The sequence below is a fragment of the Pseudomonas viridiflava genome, from assembly GCF_900184295.1.
GTDB lineage: Bacteria > Pseudomonadota > Gammaproteobacteria > Pseudomonadales > Pseudomonadaceae > Aquipseudomonas > Aquipseudomonas viridiflava.
Genome location: NZ_LT855380.1, coordinates 985,572 through 1,004,164, shown reverse-complemented (window position 1 = coordinate 1,004,164; position 18,593 = coordinate 985,572). Strand labels below are relative to the sequence as shown.

The window sequence follows — 18,593 nt, the reverse complement described above, 5'->3', positions numbered from 1 at the left end:
TCTCTGGGCAAGTTGAAAAGGGTTATCGGCCCCAGCAGTCTTTCTTCGTCACACCGCTGGATGCGCCGGTGTTGCTGTACTCGCCCGTGTTCTTGATGACGAAACTGCCGCACTTGTCGCCATTCATCATCGCGTTGCCGTTGGGCGTCGCCGTCAGAGTGAAATCGGAGGCGTTCAGCGTAGAGACAATACCGTAATACGTGTTTCCCGTGCTCAGGCCCGTAGCCCCTACGTAAGTACCGCTGCGGGAATAAAAGCGCTCCAGGGCCTGGGTCTGCTCGGACAGCAGGCTGGCAATTTCGGCGCGATGGGTGCGTCTCACGTACTCGGTGTAACTGGGGTAAGCCACCGCCGCAAGGATACCGACAATCGCCACGACGATCATGAGTTCGATCAGCGTAAAGCCCCTGGATGTTGCTCTCATGCTCAGCTTCCCTATTGGATTTGTCGCCACATGATGCGTTGGAAGGCGGTTGGAACTAGATTACCTAGTTCATCAAGCCTTAAAATTTGGCCGCTGGAGTCGATCACAATTTTTATGTCATTCGGCACCTTGGGATTGCCGTTGGAGTCGGTTCCCGGACTCACGGTTCCTGTCAAAATGGATGCAAGGACCGGTATGCCGCTGCCTACCGCACGGCCTGAAACGCGCGTATCGAGTTCGTTTATGTCCAGATCGCCGTTGGTGTCCAGCACTTGATAGTTGAGCATACTGCCGGTCGCTGCATCCAGTTCGAACAAACGCCCTGTACCCGTGCTCTCGCAAGGGTCCGACGAGTTGACGGCAGCGGTAGTGAAAATGATCCGGCCTCTGCTGGTTTGGGCAGGATAAATGATGCGCTCGCCGATGTAGGGCTCGACGGTGGACAATGGCAGGAACCATCCCTTTTTCGACGCCCAGTCAACATCGTTGGCGGTCGAGGTGAAATAGGTCGCATCTCTTCCGGAGACCGAACCTGTGACGGCCTGAGCCTGCAGGTTGCTTTCGACGTAGTTGCCGGACGCAGTGTCAGCGTCCCAGATCGCATAGAAGTCCTGTAGCGCAGTCGTTTGTTTGTCCGCCGTCTCGAGAAACTTGCCGGTGCCGAAGTAGATGATCTTGCCGTTCAGCGGGTGATCCAGAATCAAAGGCTGAACCGTGATGGGTTGATTGGCACCGCGTGGCGCAGTGAAAAGAGGCTGGCCGTTGAACGCTACCTTCCAGCTGTTCGCAGATGCGCCGCTCAGATCAAACTTCCACAAACGACCTTTCAAATCACCCGCATAGGCAGCCTGAACGACATTCTGTGCATTGACCCGCAGCCTGACCGAAGACAGCCCATTGTCCGTTTCACTGCCTGTCACAGGTGTGGGGATCTCAGCGATGAGTGCTCCGGTGTTGGCGTTCAGCACAAAGAGCGAGGCACGCCCCGTGAAGCTGCCGTAGCCGTTTCCAACGACAACAATACCCGTTCCATCTGCCATCCGCGCCGCTTCGGGCTTGGAATAGCTGAAGCCAAGATTGTTGAAACCATTTGCCGGAGTGGACACAGCCGGCGCCCTCACCTCCCACAATGCGCTGATGTTGTTGGCGGTGCCTTCAAACAATTTGATGGCGAAGAACGCCTTGCCGCCCGCTCCCAACCCGCTTACAGCCACAGTGCGCCATGATGCGCTGCTGCCAGCCTGGGTATCGAATACGGAAATCTGTCCATCAGCAGTGAACCTGTGCGCACCCAGGCCATAGTTGATCGCCGCAACGGTGGCCAGCGACGTCAAGGCGGTCGAAGGCATGTAGGCATAGGTTCGCCTGCCGTTATCGGCACCGATGACATTTAGGAAGCCGTCGTTGGCATTTGCCAGCAGGCTGTACGTCATGTTGCTGGCCTTGGTGGTCAGATAAGTGCTGTAAGACGTGCTGCCCGTCATATCGGTTGAAGTCTTTTCCGTTGGAAGTGCGACAGCCAGATTCGTATTGATCAAATCGCCCAGCAGTCGGGTACGGGTTCGCAACGCCGAGTTGGCGGTGCCTTTCGCCCAGTTGATCAGCTGGATACCCGTCACGCCGGTCGGCAATGTGGCCGTGACAGCGTCCTTCTGGGGTTGAGACAGCGCGTTGAAATCAAGAGCAATCCTTGCAGCGGTGGTCGTAGCTGCAGCGGTGTTCCAGGTTTCGAAAGTTGGAGCGGTCGAAGCTGACGTTATCGTTGTGTCAGTGGTCCACACCGCTGTGCTCAGGTCACCCGTACGGGCATCGAGATCAAACGCATTGATTGTCCCGTGCCAGTCGGCAGGGTCATAAAGCGTCTGGAAAAAACGCGTGCCCGTTTGCAAGGCCGCGGAGTTCGCCGCACCGCCACCGCCAGAACCTGCCTTCGCGTAGATATCGCTCAGCGCAAGGTTCAAGGCCGTGTTCAATCCCGAACTGTCATTGGCCTGGAAGTACTTGCCACGACCGTGAGTATCGTTCGCGGCATCGATCAGCATCTGGTTGTTGGCTGTGAAGCCGATGGTGTAGGTGCTCAGGTTTTGTTTGGGGAAACCTGCGGTGTCCCAGCTTTTCCCGGTCAGATCGCCCCCCGGCGCGGAGACATCACGGCGCAGATCGATGTCGTAGGCAAACTTGGCCAGGTCATCCAGATAAAGCGTGTCCCCTTCTCCATCACCCGACAGATTATTTCCGTCGTTGGCCGCATTCAGGTCCCAGTTGGGCAATGAACGTGTGGTATCGGCGACGTCTTCCGGGTCATTGGTGGGGAACGTCCGGTCATAGGTCGGCAAACCATCGGTAACCACCACGCCGTAGTTCTTCTGACAGCGATATTGAATGGGGCTCACGTAGTTGGCGGCATTCTGATAAAAGGGCGCCATACCACGGAAATAACGGGTGATTTCGTAATAGGTTTCCGCCAGCGGCGTGTTGGCGGAAGGTGTCAGGTTGGCGATGGCCTGCTTGAGCGCGTTGACGTTGGCAGTGGCTTGCGCCTGAGTGACTGCTGGCTGAAAAGTTGAAGCCGTGACCGGAGACAGATCGGTGACCAGTCTGGAAATCCTGCCACCCGGACCGAGATCGAAATTGTTCGGTTCGTTGAAGGTCGCCAGCCCGATCCTGAGCGTGAGGTTGTTGGATACCAGATTGGTAGCCACGGTCTTCGCGACGTTCATGCGGAAATCATTGGGAATTATGCCATTGGTGTAGTCTCGCACACCGAAATCGAACAGCCCGGGCGTGACCAGATCAATCAAATACGACAGATAGTCTGCGGTATAACGGGTCAGGCCATTCCCGGCAGGATCGGGCAGCACGACGCAGTATCGAACGCCGTTGCGAAAAATCGTGCGCCCACCGAACAGGCATGACAGTGAAATCCCGGCCACTCCCGTCGCGTTGATGTCTCCTACTGCCAGCGTCTCCCCGCCCGAGATGGTGCTTATGAACGGGCAAGGAACCGTTATCAGGCCACTCACACACTGAGTGGAGTAAAACTGGATATCAGGACGATTGACATTGGGATCAAACCCGGATGCCCAGATAATGTTGTACATGCTCCCTGAGTTGTCCACGAGCAGCATCAGGTTGGGCGGCACCGCCGATGAGCTCAGCAGTGGCACCTGTGAAGGAGTGAATGCATAGACCGGCGCCGCGAGGTAAAGCGTCAACAGCACGCCATACACATATTTCAGAGCATGACGAAGCGCCTTAACAGTTGGCATAAATGCTCTCCAGCACGGTTCGTGAGGTGCCATTCTGGATGGCCACTGCGGTTACCCGGTAAAGCGTCGCGACGGTGGAACTGCAATTTGACGGCCATTTTATCGGCGTCAACGTGTTCCCCAGATTTTGAACGGCATAAAACCCTCCTCCGGCCGCTGCAGTCCAGGTCACACCGGAAGCCCCCACTCCGGCAGCGGTTACCGTGGTGGACTCGGCAGGCGGTGCACACGCGGCTCCCGAACAGACTGCCGGTGAAACAGTCCCTGCCTTGATGGCAGACTCACCGAGGCGTAGCGCGCTTTCTGCCAACTGGAAAGACTGATTGCGGACCACCACGCTGCCGGCCATTTTTTCCTGCAGGGTTGCGTTCTGCATCGAAGAAATCCCCAGTAGCGTCAGCAGCAGCAGAAATACCAGGCTCACCAGCAGCACCATGCCGCCCTGACGACGAGGGAAGGCAATGATCGAATTGAATCGCACGGTCTTGTTCATGCTGGGCCTGTTCAAAAGCGGTTACGCAAGTAGGCGACAACGCTGTATTGCTGATCTTCGACCCGGTTGTCTGGGTCACGCAATGTGAGGCTGATGCGCACACTGCGGATGTCACCAGCGTTGCCAGGGGTTATCGCTGTTCTGTAGGACATGGGATTACCGATCATCCCAAAGGAAACAGAGAAATTGGCAACATTCTGCAAGAGCGGTTGCTGATCGGCCGTCGAGCCGAATCTGATCCTTAAATCGGTCCCGACAAGGCTGTAAACCAGTTGCCGCAACGGAAAGGCCGTCTCCCCGGCCGCGGGTGCTCTTGCGCCGTTGTAAAGCTGCGTCGTGCTTCTGCAGTCTGAGATGATGGTCCAGGTTGGCGTGCTACCCGTGGTACCCACGTCAGCGGTCACTAGCGTGAGCGTGGTGTTTGCATTGTCCCAGAGAATGGGATTATCGAGCGCAGCAGGTCGGGCAATCGCAGGTGCCACAGGCGTCACGTTGGAGAGACTCAGGCATCCATACATGCCGGTCATGCGAATTTCCTGAATCATCTTGCTCAACACAAAACGCGCATCTTCCTGCATGCGGGCCGACGCATTCTGACTCTGGTACGTGGCTCTGGATGCGGTAAATATCTGGACGATCCCCAGGCTGACCACCAGCCCGAGCACCAGAGCGACCATGATTTCGACCAGACCGAAGCCTCTGGACACCCTTCTCATGGATTCACCCCGATACGTGAAGTCAGTGTAAACGTCCGGGTCGTAGGACTGACGGGGGCAGTCCCCGTATTCGCCACGGTATTGGCGCTCGCGGCACGCGTGTCGTCCCAGGTGATGGTGATCGTCACTTCCGGCGCATTGGCAACGTTGATCACCCCTGTCCCGGTAGCGCCTGCAAAATTGTTGATGTTGGTTTTGAAATCGAACAGATCCTGATCCCGCGCGACATTGATATTGGCAGCCGGTGCAGCCGACAAACCGTTGAGGCCATAGGTTGCCAGGACGTTTTGTCCGCCAGTACTGGCTGAATTGCCATCCACATTCGCCCGAATCCGATCCATCATGTCGTAAGCGATAAAGCTGGCCTGACTGGTCATCGCCGCGCTGTCCGTGTATTTCAGGGCGTTCAGCTGGATTGCCGCCGCGCCAAGCAGACCTATGGCAAGGATCAACACCGAAACCAGCACTTCGATCAGGGTCATGCCGCTCTGGCGGTGTCGGGGTTTATTGGGCATCAGCAGCTTCCACCGAGGACGATCCGGCCGGTCAGACAAATATTCAGGGTTTTGGTGACGGAGCCTCGGGTGTAAGTCATTGCCACCGCCGTAGCAGGCGCGATGAGCCCGCCCAGGTTATTGAAGTCGATTGCATTCACGTTGGCCGCCACCAGCGTACCGCCGCTGCTCATGGCCGCCACCTTGCGCAAGACCCTGGTCGAGTCGGACGCGACCGTGCCCGCATCGGCGACTCGATACACCTGCAACTCGGCATTCCACGCAGTGCCGGTGGTTGGAGCGATTCGCACACTCACTCCTCTGTTTATCGCCTCGAGCCGCGCATAGTTGAGGGCTCGCTGCAAATCATTGAGTTCAGTATCGGCCTTGTTGCTCTGGAGGGTGCTGGTGAAATTCGGGATCGCGATAGCTGCCAGGATGCCCACCAGGGACACAGTGACTAACAATTCGATGAGGCTGAATCCCTTGGCTATATGACGCATTGAGTGTCTCCTAGACGTTACGACTATAAGGCAGCAATGCCGTCGGAAAATCTATAGCGGGACGTACGGTTGTTTTGCGATGACGAGCGCCCGGACGCGTTTGAAACGGTCTTTCCAGGGAAGGAAAACAGATGAAGCAGACAGGATTCACGCTGATCGAACTGCTGGTGGTCGTGGCACTGGTTGCCATTCTTGCCAACGTCGCGATGCCTTCTCTTACAGGCGTGATCGACAGCAACCGCAGACTCGCCGCAGCCCAGGAGCTGGCCAGCGGAATTCGATCGGCACGAGTGGCTGCCATCACGCGCAATCAGTGGACGACGATCCATGCAATAGACGGGGACTGGAGCAACGGCTGGCGGATCATTCTCGATACGGATGGCAAAGGCCCCGACGATCAGGACGTGTTGCTCATCGAGCGCGCGAGGTCGCCCGACACCCGAATCGTCGGCAACAGGAAAGTGGCTGAACATCTGACATTCACCGGGCTGGGCGGCCTGCGTAACTCGGCCAACGGGACGATACATGTGTGCGTCAAAAACCAGCCGGTGAGCCACTATCGCGTGATAGTGGCCAGGACCGGGCGGGTCAGGATCGACGATAAGAAGGCTGATGCGCCACTGTGCAGTTGAGCGAGTTCAGAGCAGCGACTTGACCCGCAATTCCTTGGGCATCGAGAACGTAATGTTCTCTTCGCGACCGGCCAGTTCATCGGCACCGGTTGCCCCCCAGGCCTGCAGTTGCTGAATCACGCCGCGCACCAGCACTTCCGGCGCCGAAGCGCCTGCGGTGATACCGATGCGCTCGACGCCATCGAACCAGCTGCGCTGCATGTCTTCGGCACCGTCGATGAGGTACGCAGGTGTCGACATCCGCTCGGCCAGCTCACGCAGGCGGTTTGAATTGGAGCTGTTCGGGCTGCCCACCACCAATACCACGTCGCACTCGTCGGCCAGTTGCTTGACCGCGTCCTGACGGTTTTGCGTGGCGTAGCAGATATCGTCCTTGCGCGGGCCGCCGATAGCCGGGAATTTCTGGCGCAATGCATCGATGACGCGACTGGTGTCATCCATCGACAATGTGGTCTGGGTCACGAACGCCAGTGAGTCCGGGTTGCGTACCTGCAGGCTTGCAACGTCGGCTTCATCCTCGACCAGATAGATTGCACCGCCATTGGCGGCATCGTACTGGCCCATGGTGCCTTCGACTTCCGGATGGCCTTCGTGACCGATCAGGATGCATTCGCGACCATCACGGCTGTAACGGGCGACTTCGATGTGAACCTTGGTGACCAGCGGGCAGGTAGCGTCGAACACTTTCAAGCCACGCCCTGCCGCCTCGGTGCGCACGGCCTGGGAAACGCCGTGGGCACTGAAGATGACGATGACGTCGTCCGGCACCTGCTCCAGCTCTTCGACGAAGATCGCACCACGGGAGCGCAGGTCTTCGACGACGAATTTGTTATGAACCACTTCATGGCGCACATAGATCGGCGGACCAAACACTTCCAGGGCGCGATTGACGATTTCGATCGCGCGGTCCACACCGGCACAAAAGCCGCGGGGGTTGGCGAGTTTGATTTGCATGCTGTGCCTCATGGTTACGTGCGAAGCAGCCCGGCCGAAGCCGGGCTCGATATCGGGATCAGGACGCCAGAATCGCTTTCACTTCGAAGATCTGCACTTCAAAGCTCAGCGTCTTGCCTGCCAGCGGGTGATTGAAGTCGATAGTGACCTGTTCGTCATCGAATACCTTCACCACGCCGGGCAACTCGGTGTTGGCCGCATCATTGAAGATCACCAGCAACCCTTCGGACAGTTCCATACCCGCGAACTGCGAGCGTGGCATGATCTGCACGTTTTGTGGGTTGGGCTGACCAAAGGCGTTTTCCGGCAGGATCTGCACGGTCTTCCGATCGCCTGCCTTGAAGCCGAAAATGGCGGCTTCAAAGCCCGGCAGCAGGTTGCCGTCACCGACCTTGAACGTGGCCGGAGCCTTTTCGAAGGTGCTGTCGACGGTGTCGCCGTTTTCCAGACGCAGGGCAAAATGCAGCGTGACCTGCGTGTTCTGACCAATGCGCAGCTCGTCGGACGAGCCTTGGGTCGAAGACTGTTCAGTCATGGGCAGGCTCTCCGGTTTTCTTGCTCTTGAACATATCCAGCGCCAGCATGATCGCGCCAACGGTGATACCGCTGTCGGCCACGTTGAAGGCCGGGAAGTGCCAACGGTTCTGCCAGTGGACCAGAATGAAGTCGATCACGTGGCCCAGCACGATGCGGTCATACAGGTTGCCCAGTGCGCCGCCCAGCACCAGTGCCAGCGCGATGGCCAGCCAGGTGTCGTCGCGCCCCAGACGCTTGAGCCAGACCACCAGCACCGCGCTGACCACAACGGCGATCAGAGCGAACAACCAGCGCTGCCAACCGGCACCGTCAGCCAGAAAGCTGAAGGCTGCACCTGTGTTGTACGCCAGCATCCAGCTGAAGTAGTCGGGAATCACCACGATCTGTTCGTACAGGTCCAGACGGTTTTCGAAGTAGAACTTGCTGGCCTGGTCAATGACCAGCACCAGCACGCTCAACCACAACCAGCTCAGACGGCCGAAACGGCCCGGAGCGGAATCACGCATAGTGACGCACCTCGCCTGCACCACTGATGTTGTCCACGCAGCGACCGCAGATTTCCGGATGCTCAGGGTTCACACCCACATCCTCACGGTGATGCCAGCAACGGGCACACTTGGCGTGACCGGACTTGACGACCTTGAGCTTCAGACCGGCGACTTCGGTCACCACTGCATCAGCCGGAGCCGCCGCCAGAGGCGCGACGCTGGCGGTGGAGGTGATCAGCACGAAGCGCAGTTCGTTGCTCAGCTTCGACAGATCCGCGACCAGCGAGTCTTCGGCATACAGGGTCACTTCAGCCTGCAGGTTGCCGCCAATGGCTTTGGCCGCGCGCAGGTTTTCCATTTCCTTGTTGACCGAGGTCTTCACCGCCATGATCCGCTCCCAGTAGACGCGGTCCATTTCGAAGTCGGCTGGCATTTCGGTCAGGCCTTCGTACCAGGTGTTGAGCATCACGGATTCGTTGCGCTCGCCCGGCAGGAACTGCCACAACTCGTCGGCGGTAAACGCCAGGATCGGCGCGATCCAGCGAACCAGCGCTTCGGAGATGTGAAACAGCGCGGTCTGGCACGAGCGACGTGCCGTGCTGTTGGCAGCCGTGGTGTACTGGCGATCCTTGATGATGTCCAGGTAGAACCCGCCCAGCTCCTGCACGCAGAAGTTGTGGACCTTGGAGTACACGTTCCAGAAACGGTATTCGCTGTAGTTCTCCTGCAGCTCACGCTGCAGCAGCAAGGTGCGATCCACCGCCCAACGGTCCAGCGCAAGCATTTCATCGGCTGGCAGCAGGTCGGTCGCCGGGTTGAAGCCGGACAGGTTGGAAAGCAGGAAGCGCGCCGTGTTGCGAATACGACGATAGGCATCGGCGCTGCGCTGCAGGATCTGGTCGGACACCGCCATTTCGCCGGAATAGTCAGTTGCCGAGACCCACAGACGCATGATGTCGGCGCCCAGCGAATCGTTGACCTTCTGCGGCGCAACCACGTTGTTCAGCGACTTGGACATCTTGCGGCCGTTCTCGTCGACCACGAACCCGTGGGTCAGCAGTTCGCGATACGGCGCATGGTTGTCGATGGCGCAACCGGTCAGCAGCGAAGAGTGGAACCAGCCGCGATGCTGGTCGGAGCCTTCCAGATACAGGTCGGCACGCGGACCGCTTTCGTGGCCCATCGGGTGCGAGCCACGCAGGACGTGCCAGTGCGTGGTGCCGGAGTCGAACCAGACGTCCAGTGTGTCGGAGATCTTGTCGTACTTGGCCGCCTCGTTACCCAGCAGTTCACTGGCGTCGAGCTTGAACCAGGCCTCGATGCCTTCTTTCTCGACGCGCTGCGCCACTTCTTCCATCAGTTCGACGGTGCGTGGGTGCAGTTCGCCGCTTTCCTTGTGCAGGAAGAACGGAATCGGCACGCCCCAGTTGCGCTGACGCGAGATGCACCAGTCGGGACGGTTGGCGATCATCGAGTGCAGACGCGCCTGACCCCAGGCCGGAACGAACTGAGTGTCTTCGATGGCCTTGACCGCACGCTCACGCAGCGTGTCGCCAGTAGCAGGCTGCTTGTCCATGCCCACAAACCACTGCGCAGTAGCGCGGTAGATCAGCGGCGACTTATGACGCCAGCAGTGCATGTAGCTGTGGCTGATGGTTTCGGTGTTCATCAGGCTGTCGACTTCGGCCAGCTTGTCGATGATGTTCTGGTTGGCCTTGAAGATGAACTGGCCGCCAAAGAACTCCAGCGATTCGACATACACCCCGTTGCTCTGCACCGGGCTGATGATGTCGTCGTTGCTGACGCCGTAGGTCTTGCAGATGTTGAAGTCGTCCACGCCATAGGCTGGCGAGCAGTGAACGATACCGGTACCGGCACCCAGCTCGACGTAGTCGGCCAGATAGACCGGCGACAGGCGGTCGTAGAACGGATGACGGAAGTTGATCAGTTCCAGCGACTGGCCAGTGGTGGTCGCGATGACCGAGCCTTCCAGCTTGTAGCGGGACAGGCAGGACTCGACCAGCTCTTCAGCCAGCACCAGCAGTCTGTCGCCGACGTCGACCAGCGCGTAATTGAACTCGGGATGGACGTTCAGCGCCTGGTTGGCCGGGATGGTCCACGGGGTGGTGGTCCAGATGACGATCGAAGCCGGCTTGTCCAGCGAAGCAAGGCCGAATGCAGCGGCCAGTTTTGCTTCTTCGGCAATCGGGAACGCGACGTCGATGGTCGAGGACTTCTTGTCCTGATATTCGACTTCAGCTTCAGCCAGCGCCGAACCACAATCGAAACACCAGTTGACCGGTTTCAGGCCCTTGAAGACGAAACCGCCCTTGACCATCTCGGCCAGCGCGCGGATTTCCCCGGCTTCGTTGGCGAAGTTCATGGTCAGGTACGGATTGCTCCAGTCACCCAGCACACCCAGACGGATGAACTCGGATTTCTGGCCTTCGATCTGCTCGGCAGCGTAGGCACGGCACAGCTCGCGGGTCTTGTCCGCGGACAGGTTCTTGCCGTGGGTCACTTCGACCTTGTGCTCGATCGGCAGGCCATGACAGTCCCAACCCGGCACATACGGGGCATCGAAGCCCGCCAGGGTCTTGGAACGCAGGATCATGTCCTTGAGAATCTTGTTGACGGCATGACCGATGTGAATATTGCCGTTGGCGTACGGAGGGCCGTCGTGCAGGACGAACTTCGGACGATCCTTGCCAATTTCGCGCAGCTTCTGGTACAGGCCAATGCTGTCCCAGCGCTGCAGAGTTTGCGGCTCGCGCTGGGGCAGGCCGGCCTTCATAGGGAAGGCGGTGTCCGGAAGGTTTAGCGTGGCTTTATAGTCGGTCATTTCAGGCTCTTGGTTAGCGGTTGACCATGCCAATGGGCACGGGCGGCGGCGACGTCCGCATTGATCGCCGTCTTGAGCGCCTCCAGAGAGGCAAAACGCTGCTCATCACGCAGCTTGTGGTGGAAAGCCACCGTCAAACGCCGGTCGTAAAGGTCGCCGGCAAAATCCAGAAGATGCACTTCAAGGTGGGCACTGCCATCACCCGCCACGGTAGGACGCACGCCGATGTTGGCGACACCGGCCCAGGCCTTGCCATCGATGTCCACGCTGACCAGGTAAACCCCGCTCAACGGCACACGACGACGCTTGAGTTGCACGTTGGCGGTGGGCGTACCCAACTGACGCGCCAGCTTCTGGCCATGCAAGACCCGTCCGGTGATCTGGAACGGGCGACCGAGCATACGCTCGGCCAGGGCAAAATCCGCGGCAGCCAGGGCTTTACGCACCTTGGTACTGCTGACGCGAAGGCCATCGATTTCAACGGTCTGCGCCGCTTCCACCGTAAATCCGTAAGTCGTTCCGGCCTGCTGCAGGAAGTCGAAATCCCCGAGCCGGTCGCAGCCAAAACGAAAATCATCGCCCACTTCAAGGTGCTGAATGCCCAGCCCGTCGATCAACACGGTTTCGACGAAGCTGGCCGCACTGAGTTTCCTCAGGCGCTGATTGAAGGACAGGCACAGCACCCGGTCCACACCTTCGGCGCTCAACAGTTCGAGCTTGTCGCGCAGACGTGCCAGTCGTGCCGGAGCAGTCTCTGGCGCAAAAAACTCGCGAGGCTGGGGTTCAAAGATGACCACGCATCTGGGCACACCCAACTCGACAGCCCGCTCACGCAGACGCGCCAGAATAGCCTGGTGGCCCCGGTGAACACCGTCGAAATTGCCAATCGTGGCGACGCAGCCCCGATGCTGGGGACGCAGGTTGTGAAGACCTCTAACCAGCTGCATAACGCACTTCTTGCTCATAAAGTGGCCGATTATAACCACACACGGCCCCGGACGACAGGCAACACGCCGGGACCCGATCAAAGCGATCGGCGCATGACACGCAAACACGACCGCTCACCTTTGAAATATTGCTTACATGATGGCTTTGCGGGCGAAATCCCGAAGCCGGAAACCCAGCAACAGAAGCATTGCAAAGTACGTCACCACACCGGCTGCCACCAGGGCACCCAGGCGCAGGAAACGCTCCAGCATGTGTCCTTCATCCCACGCGGGCATGAAATGCATCATCCCCAATAGAACGCCCGACATGGCCGCCACCGCGATCACCAGCTTGAACAGAAACTTCGTCCAGCCCGGCTGCGGCTGAAACAGCGCCTGTTTGCGCAGTTGCCAGAACAACAGGCCGGCATTGATACACGCCCCGACACTGATCGCCAGCGCCAGCCCCGCATGCTGCAACGGCACAATGAAGGCCAGGTTGAGCAACTGAGTCACTATTAGGGTGAAGATCGCGATTTTCACCGGGGTGCGAATATTCTGCTGCGCGTAAAAGCCGGGGGCCAGCACCTTGATCAGGATAATCCCCAGCAGGCCGACCGAATAAGCGACCAGCGCCCGCTGGGTCATCGCGGCGTCCAGCGCATCGAACTTGCCGTATTGAAACAGAGAAACGGTCAGCGGTTCAGCCAGCAGCCCCAGAGCCAGGGTGCACGGCAACACCAGTACGAAGCACAGACGCAAGCCCCAGTCGAGAATGCGCGAATACTCCTGACGATCCCGCTGGGCGTAGGTTTTCGACAGGATCGGCAGCAGAATCGTACCCAGCGCAACACCCAGCACTCCGGACGGCAGTTCCATGAGGCGGTCGGCATAGTACATCCACGACACCGACCCGGCGACGAGGAACGAGGCAAATATCGTGTTGATGATCAGAGAAATCTGACTGACCGAGACGCCAAGGATGGCAGGAAGCATCTGCTTCATCACACGCCAGACGCCTGAGTCACGCAGATTCAGGCGCGGCAGCACCAGCATGCCGATTTTTTTCAGGTGCGGCAGCTGATAAAGCAGCTGCAGAAGACCGCCCGCCAGCACCGCCCATCCCAGCGCCATGACCGGCGGATCGAAATACGGGGTCAGGAACAGCGCAAAAAAGATCATGCTGACATTGAGCAGGGTCGGCACGAAGGCCGGTACGGAAAAGCGGTTCCAGGTATTGAGGATCGCGCCCGCCAGCGAGGACAGCGAGATCAGCAATATATAAGGAAATGTCACCCGCAGCAGATCCGAGGTCAGCGCGAACTTTTCAGGTGTATCGACAAAGCCCGGCGCCGTGGCCCAGATCACCCAGGGCGCGAAGATCACGCCCAGAAGAGTCACCAGTGCCAGAGCGAGTGTCAGCAGCCCCGTGACGTAAGCCACGAACGTGCGGGTCGCCTCTTCGCCCTGCTGGCTCTTGTATTCGGCAAGAATCGGCACGAATGCCTGGGAAAACGCTCCCTCGGCGAAAATCCGCCGCAGCAGATTGGGCAATTTGAAGGCGATAAAGAAGGCGTCGGTCGCCATTCCGGCCCCGAAAGTGCGCGCAATGATGGTGTCCCGGATGAAGCCCAGAACCCGGGAAACCATTGTGATAGAGCTGACGGCGGCGAGTGACTTGAGTAGATTCATTGAAAGACTTGTATGCCTTTGGCAAAGGATGGGCGATTAAGCCGTCCATTTATGCGATACTTCGCGCCGCTAAATAGCCCGAAGCCAAAGGCCGCGAGTTTACAGGTCGCACGCCGGAAATAAATCATCCGGATAAAAGCAGCGACCACTCAGCGGAACACCTTAACTGCCCTTGACAAGACTTCAACTCATCGGCATGATTCGCGGCCTATTTTGTTTGCTATTTCACAAAGTCTTTCGAGGAGCTCGACGGTGGCCAACACACCTTCCGCCAAAAAACGTGCAAAACAGGCTGAGAAGCGTCGCAGCCACAACGCCAGCCTGCGTTCCATGGTTCGTACCTACATCAAGAATGTAGTTAAAGCCATCGACGCAAAAGACGCTGAAAAAGCGCAAGCTGCTTATGTTCTGGCTGTACCTGTTATCGACCGTATGGCCGATAAAGGCATCATCCACAAGAACAAAGCTGCTCGCCATAAAGGTCGCCTGAATGGTCACATCAAGGCTCTGAGCCTTGCTGCTGCAGCCTAAGCGATCCGCTTGTTGAAAAACCGACCTCAGGGTCGGTTTTTTATTGCCTGCGGGAAAGCGGGACCAGATCACTGAGAGTGGGCATGATCGTTCCCACGCTCCTGTGTGGGAACACCGCTCAGGACGCTCCGCGTCCGACCTTGAATGTGACGCAGAGCGTCACGAGATGCATGCCCACGCAGAGCGATGGGCACGATCAGCTTGAGCTATCCGCAATCATGGCGCGGGCGCGGGCGACCATGGCAAGATCGGAATGGCCGTCACCGCATTCTGCGGGCTGCCTTCGATGATGCGGTCGCTGTAGACCAGATACACCAGCGAATTACGCTTCTTGTCGAAAAACCGCACCACCTGCATGGTCTTGAACACCAGTGAGGTGCGCTCCTTGAAGACCTCATCACCATCCTTGAGGTCTTCCTTGAAGTGGATCGGGCCGACCTGACGACAGGCAATCGACGCCTCCGCCCGATCCTCAGCCAACCCTAGACCACCCTTGATGCCGCCCGTCTTGGCACGCGACAGGTAGCAGGTCACGCCATCCACCTTAGGATCATCGAAGGCTTCCACCACGATCCGGTCGTTCGGCCCAACCATCTTGAACACCGTCGACACCTGGCCGATCTCTTCTGCCGAGACCAGCACAGGCACGAACAGCAAAGCAGTCAACAAACCCTTCATGACGCGCATCGAGCCTTCCTTCCAGTTAATGACCCGACTCAGACGAGAATCAGGTTGTCGCGGTGAATCAGTTCAGGCTCAGCCATGTAGCCCAACTCGCGCACGATGGCCTCTGACGACTGCCCAATGATCTTCTGCGCCTCAACAGCACTGTAGTTGCTCAGACCCCGAGCGACCTCACGCCCATCCGGCGCCACGCAAACCACCATCTCGCCGCGCCGGAAGCTGCCCTGCACCAGCTTGACGCCGACCGGCAGCAGACTCTTGTGGTCTCTGGCCAAGGCAGATACCGCACCATCGTCCAGCACCAGCGTGCCGCGCGTCTGCAAATGCCCCGCCAGCCACTGCTTGCGCGCCGCCAGCATGCCACGCTCCGGCGACAGCAGCGTACCCAGTCGCTCACCACCCTTGAGCCGCGCCAGAACGCGCTCGATGCGACCGCCGACAATCACGGTGTGCGCGCCCGAGCGGGCCGCCAGACGCGCAGCCCGCAGCTTGGTCTGCATGCCGCCACGACCCAACGCCCCGCCCGTGCCGCCCGCTACCGCATCCAAGGCAGGATCATCAGCGCGGGCCTCGAAAATCAGCTGTGCATCGGGGTTGTTGCGCGGATCGGCATCGAACATGCCGTCGCGATCCGTGAGAATGACCAGTAGATCAGCCTCGACCAGATTGGCCACCAGCGCCGCGAGCGTGTCGTTGTCGCCGAAACGGATTTCATCAGTGACCACGGTGTCGTTTTCGTTGATGACCGGCACCACACCCAGCTCAACCAGAGTACGCAGCGTGCTACGGGCGTTCAGGTAGCGCTTGCGATCAGACAGGTCGTCGTGGGTCAGCAGGATCTGCGCAGTGTGCCGATCATGCTCGGCAAAGCTGGATTCCCATGCCTGCACCAAGCCCATCTGACCGATGGCGGCAGCCGCCTGCAGCTCATGCATCGCACTGGGTCGAACAGTCCAGCCCAGGCGACTCATTCCGGCAGCTACCGCCCCGGAGGAAACCAGCACCAGCTCGACGCCTGCTTCATGCAGCGCCACCATCTGCTCGACCCACACACCCATGGCCGTTCGATCCAGACCCTTGCCATCCGCTGTCAGCAGGGCACTGCCGATCTTCACGACCCAGCGCTGGGCACCCGTCACTTTGCTGCGCATCATCTTCCAACCTTAGCCAGAGAGTTTTCAAATTCGGGATACAAAAACGCCGCTAACAAAAGTAGCGGCGTTCAAGTTTACTTCAAGCGATCAGTCACGGACGTAAATGATTTCCGGACCGTCTTCATCGTCCACATCTTCTTCATCCCAGTCATCGTCGCCGATGTCATGCACGCTCTTCACGCCACTGCGACGCAATGCACGCTGATCGTCCAGCGCCTGCAACTGAGCACGCGCCTCGTCTTCGATGCGCTGATCCAGCTCGGCCAGCTCTTCGGCATAACCAGGCTCTTCGGCGATGCGCAGGCTGCGCTCTTCGAGATAACGCATGATGTCGCGCGTCAGCTGCTCGGTGCCTTCTTTGGCGATGGCAGAAATCACGTAGACCGGACCGGTCCATTCCAGGCGATCAACGATCTCCTGCTTGCGGGCCTCATGCTCTTCTTCAAGCAACTGGTCGCACTTGTTCAGCACCAGCCAGCGATCACGATCGGCCAGAGACGGGCTGAACTTGACCAGCTCGTTGACGATGATTTCAGCCGAATCCGCAGCACTGGTTTCATCCAGCGGCGCCATGTCGACGAGGTGCAGCAACAGACGGGTACGCGCCAAATGCTTGAGGAAGCGAATCCCCAGACCCGCGCCATCGGATGCACCTTCGATCAGACCTGGAATGTCGGCAACCACGAAGCTTTTCCAGCGATCGACACTGACCACGCCCAGGTTCGGCACCAGGGTCGTGAACGGATAGTCGGCCACTTTCGGCTTGGCGGCAGACACCGAGCGAATGAAGGTACTTTTGCCCGCGTTCGGCAGCCCCAGCAGACCGACGTCCGCCAGCACTTTCAATTCCAGCTTGAGATCACGCTGATCGCCAGGCTTGCCCGGCGTGGTCTGGCGTGGAGCACGGTTGGTACTGGATTTGAAACGCGTGTTGCCCAGACCGTGCCAGCCGCCCTGGGCAACCATGATGCGCTGACCGTCCTTGGTCAGGTCGCCGATGATTTCCTGAGTGGTGGCATCAATGATCGTGGTGCCAACCGGTACGCGAAGCACCAGCTCTTCACCTTTACGACCGGTGCAGTCAGTGCTGCCACCATTGGAGCCGCGCTCGGCATCGAAGTGACGCGTGTAACGGTAGTCAACCAGGGTGTTCAGGTTGACGTCGGCCATCATGTAGACCGAACCGCCATCACCGCCGTCGCCGCCGTTGGGGCCACCGTTTTCGATGAATTTTTCACGACGGAAGCTCATGCAACCGTTGCCGCCGTCACCGGCCTTTACTCGAATGGATACTTCATCTACAAATTTCATAACGCACGCCTCCCGCCACAGGGACGAGCAGAACCACATAAATTACATAAGACTCTTGCAAAAATGAGCGTTGCGATACCGATCAGAAACCAGCGACCCTAGGGGTCAACATCACAACAGCCCGCACAAACAGTTTTGCAAGAGACTCACCTGACTCTCTACCTCTACAAACGAAAAAGCCCCGTCGCAAGACAGGGCTTTTAAGCTACTGCGTGATTACGCTGCGGAGACTTCAGTCTTCGGAACGATGCTCACGTAGCGGCGACCGAAGGCGCCCTTGACTTGAAACTTGATCACGCCTTCCACTTTCGCGAACAGGGTGTGATCTTTACCCATGCCAACGCCGTAGCCAGCGTGGAATTGGGTGCCGCGCTGACGCACGATGATGTTGCCCGGAATGATAGCCTGGCCGCCATACATCTTCACGCCAAGGCGTTTGGCTTCTGAGTCGCGCCCGTTACGGGTACTACCACCAGCTTTTTTGTGTGCCATGAGTCAATTCTCCAAATGAGGATTAGGCTGAAATTAAGCCTGAATACCTGTGATTTTGATCTCGGTGTACCACTGGCGGTGGCCCATGCGCTTCATGTGGTGCTTACGACGACGGAACTTGATGATACGAACCTTATCGTGACGACCTTGCGAAACCACTTCTGCCACGACAGTAGCGCCAGCAACAACTGGAGCACCGATATTGACGTCGTCGCCATTGCCAACCAGCAGAACGCGGTCGAAAGTGACGGATTCGCCAGTAGCGATTTCCAGCTTTTCAATTTTCAGGTATTCACCTGGGGCGACTTTGTACTGCTTGCCACCGGTAACAATTACTGCGTACATGGTATTTCTCCGAAAATCCTGCTCACCCAGCTCTTTATAAGAAGAGTATCGGCTGGCATGGCTGCATGGGGCTGGAACGGCCCGTTTGCAATTGCGTAAGGCAGGT

19 protein-coding genes are annotated in these 18,593 nt (G+C 58.5%); 2 read left to right on the top strand and 17 right to left on the bottom strand.

Annotated elements, in window-relative coordinates; translation table 11 throughout:
• Positions 1-22: 22 nt before the first annotated feature.
• From CFBP1590_RS04845 to CFBP1590_RS04820, 6 genes are read right to left on the bottom strand one after another with little or no spacing between them, the layout of a single operon-like run.
• The gene (locus CFBP1590_RS04845; protein ID WP_088234567.1) at positions 23-424 is read right to left on the bottom strand and encodes a type IV pilin protein; all 402 of its coding nucleotides are present in this window, start codon (positions 422-424) and stop codon (positions 23-25) included.
• An 11-nt stretch (positions 425-435) separates the two neighbouring features.
• Positions 436-3,693 (bottom strand): pilus assembly protein, encoded by a 3,258-nt coding sequence (locus CFBP1590_RS04840; RefSeq protein ID WP_088234566.1) that lies wholly within the window; start codon positions 3,691-3,693, stop codon positions 436-438.
• Entirely contained in the window at positions 3,680-4,186 is a 507-nt protein-coding gene (locus tag CFBP1590_RS04835) for a pilus assembly PilX family protein (protein ID WP_088234565.1), read from the bottom strand. Before CFBP1590_RS04835 ends, CFBP1590_RS04840 begins: the two co-directional genes overlap by 14 nt.
• Before the next feature lie 11 nt (positions 4,187-4,197).
• Positions 4,198-4,902, bottom strand: coding sequence for a PilW family protein (locus CFBP1590_RS04830; RefSeq protein ID WP_088234564.1), 705 nt, complete (start codon positions 4,900-4,902; stop codon positions 4,198-4,200).
• Positions 4,899-5,417 (bottom strand): type IV pilus modification protein PilV, encoded by a 519-nt coding sequence (gene pilV / locus CFBP1590_RS04825; protein ID WP_088234563.1) that lies wholly within the window; start codon positions 5,415-5,417, stop codon positions 4,899-4,901. Before pilV ends, CFBP1590_RS04830 begins: the two co-directional genes overlap by 4 nt.
• Complete coding sequence (locus tag CFBP1590_RS04820) at positions 5,417-5,899, bottom strand: GspH/FimT family pseudopilin (protein ID WP_088234562.1); 483 nt, start codon at positions 5,897-5,899, stop codon at positions 5,417-5,419. The genes pilV and CFBP1590_RS04820 overlap by 1 nt, the downstream gene beginning before the upstream one ends.
• A gap of 131 nt (positions 5,900-6,030) precedes the next feature.
• Here CFBP1590_RS04820 and CFBP1590_RS04815 point away from each other — a divergent pair, with 131 nt between their 5' ends.
• Entirely contained in the window at positions 6,031-6,531 is a 501-nt protein-coding gene (locus tag CFBP1590_RS04815) for a GspH/FimT family pseudopilin (RefSeq protein WP_088234561.1), read from the top strand.
• A 6-nt stretch (positions 6,532-6,537) separates the two neighbouring features.
• Here CFBP1590_RS04815 and ispH read toward each other — a convergent pair whose 3' ends face one another.
• The 6 genes from ispH to murJ all read right to left on the bottom strand — a co-directional run bounded on the left by ispH (position 6,538) and on the right by murJ (position 13,970).
• On the bottom strand, positions 6,538-7,485 hold the full coding sequence (gene ispH / locus CFBP1590_RS04810) for a 4-hydroxy-3-methylbut-2-enyl diphosphate reductase (protein WP_004884061.1): 948 nt from the start codon (positions 7,483-7,485) through the stop codon (positions 6,538-6,540).
• Positions 7,486-7,543: 58 nt separating this feature from the next.
• Positions 7,544-8,020: an FKBP-type peptidyl-prolyl cis-trans isomerase gene (locus tag CFBP1590_RS04805; protein WP_004884060.1), complete on the bottom strand. Its 477-nt coding sequence runs from the start codon at positions 8,018-8,020 to the stop codon at positions 7,544-7,546.
• On the bottom strand, positions 8,013-8,528 hold the full coding sequence (lspA, locus tag CFBP1590_RS04800) for a signal peptidase II (protein WP_004884059.1): 516 nt from the start codon (positions 8,526-8,528) through the stop codon (positions 8,013-8,015). The genes CFBP1590_RS04805 and lspA overlap by 8 nt, the downstream gene beginning before the upstream one ends.
• Positions 8,521-11,352: an isoleucine--tRNA ligase gene (gene ileS, locus CFBP1590_RS04795; protein ID WP_088234560.1), complete on the bottom strand. Its 2,832-nt coding sequence runs from the start codon at positions 11,350-11,352 to the stop codon at positions 8,521-8,523. Before ileS ends, lspA begins: the two co-directional genes overlap by 8 nt.
• Positions 11,349-12,299: a bifunctional riboflavin kinase/FAD synthetase gene (gene ribF, locus CFBP1590_RS04790; protein ID WP_088234559.1), complete on the bottom strand. Its 951-nt coding sequence runs from the start codon at positions 12,297-12,299 to the stop codon at positions 11,349-11,351. The genes ileS and ribF overlap by 4 nt, the downstream gene beginning before the upstream one ends.
• 132 nt (positions 12,300-12,431) lie before the next feature.
• Positions 12,432-13,970, bottom strand: coding sequence for a murein biosynthesis integral membrane protein MurJ (gene murJ, locus CFBP1590_RS04785; protein WP_004884056.1), 1,539 nt, complete (start codon positions 13,968-13,970; stop codon positions 12,432-12,434).
• 252 nt (positions 13,971-14,222) lie between these two features.
• On the opposite strand from murJ, the gene rpsT reads away from it, so the two are divergent.
• Complete coding sequence (gene rpsT, locus CFBP1590_RS04780) at positions 14,223-14,501, top strand: 30S ribosomal protein S20 (RefSeq protein WP_003344603.1); 279 nt, start codon at positions 14,223-14,225, stop codon at positions 14,499-14,501.
• Positions 14,502-14,717: 216 nt separating this feature from the next.
• Here rpsT and CFBP1590_RS04775 read toward each other — a convergent pair whose 3' ends face one another.
• The 5 genes from CFBP1590_RS04775 to rplU all read right to left on the bottom strand — a co-directional run bounded on the left by CFBP1590_RS04775 (position 14,718) and on the right by rplU (position 18,487).
• The gene (locus tag CFBP1590_RS04775; RefSeq protein WP_025995626.1) at positions 14,718-15,188 is read right to left on the bottom strand and encodes a CreA family protein; all 471 of its coding nucleotides are present in this window, start codon (positions 15,186-15,188) and stop codon (positions 14,718-14,720) included.
• Positions 15,189-15,217: 29 nt separating this feature from the next.
• Entirely contained in the window at positions 15,218-16,336 is a 1,119-nt protein-coding gene (gene proB, locus CFBP1590_RS04770) for a glutamate 5-kinase (RefSeq protein ID WP_058432321.1), read from the bottom strand.
• A gap of 90 nt (positions 16,337-16,426) precedes the next feature.
• The gene (gene cgtA, locus CFBP1590_RS04765) at positions 16,427-17,650 is read right to left on the bottom strand and encodes an Obg family GTPase CgtA (RefSeq protein ID WP_004884053.1); all 1,224 of its coding nucleotides are present in this window, start codon (positions 17,648-17,650) and stop codon (positions 16,427-16,429) included.
• A 216-nt stretch (positions 17,651-17,866) separates the two neighbouring features.
• Positions 17,867-18,142 (bottom strand): 50S ribosomal protein L27, encoded by a 276-nt coding sequence (rpmA, locus tag CFBP1590_RS04760; protein WP_002551972.1) that lies wholly within the window; start codon positions 18,140-18,142, stop codon positions 17,867-17,869.
• A gap of 33 nt (positions 18,143-18,175) precedes the next feature.
• Positions 18,176-18,487 carry a 50S ribosomal protein L21 gene (gene rplU / locus CFBP1590_RS04755; protein WP_002551971.1) on the bottom strand — a complete coding sequence of 104 codons (312 nt, stop codon included), beginning with the start codon at positions 18,485-18,487 and terminating at the stop codon, positions 18,176-18,178.
• Positions 18,488-18,593 lie beyond the last annotated feature (106 nt).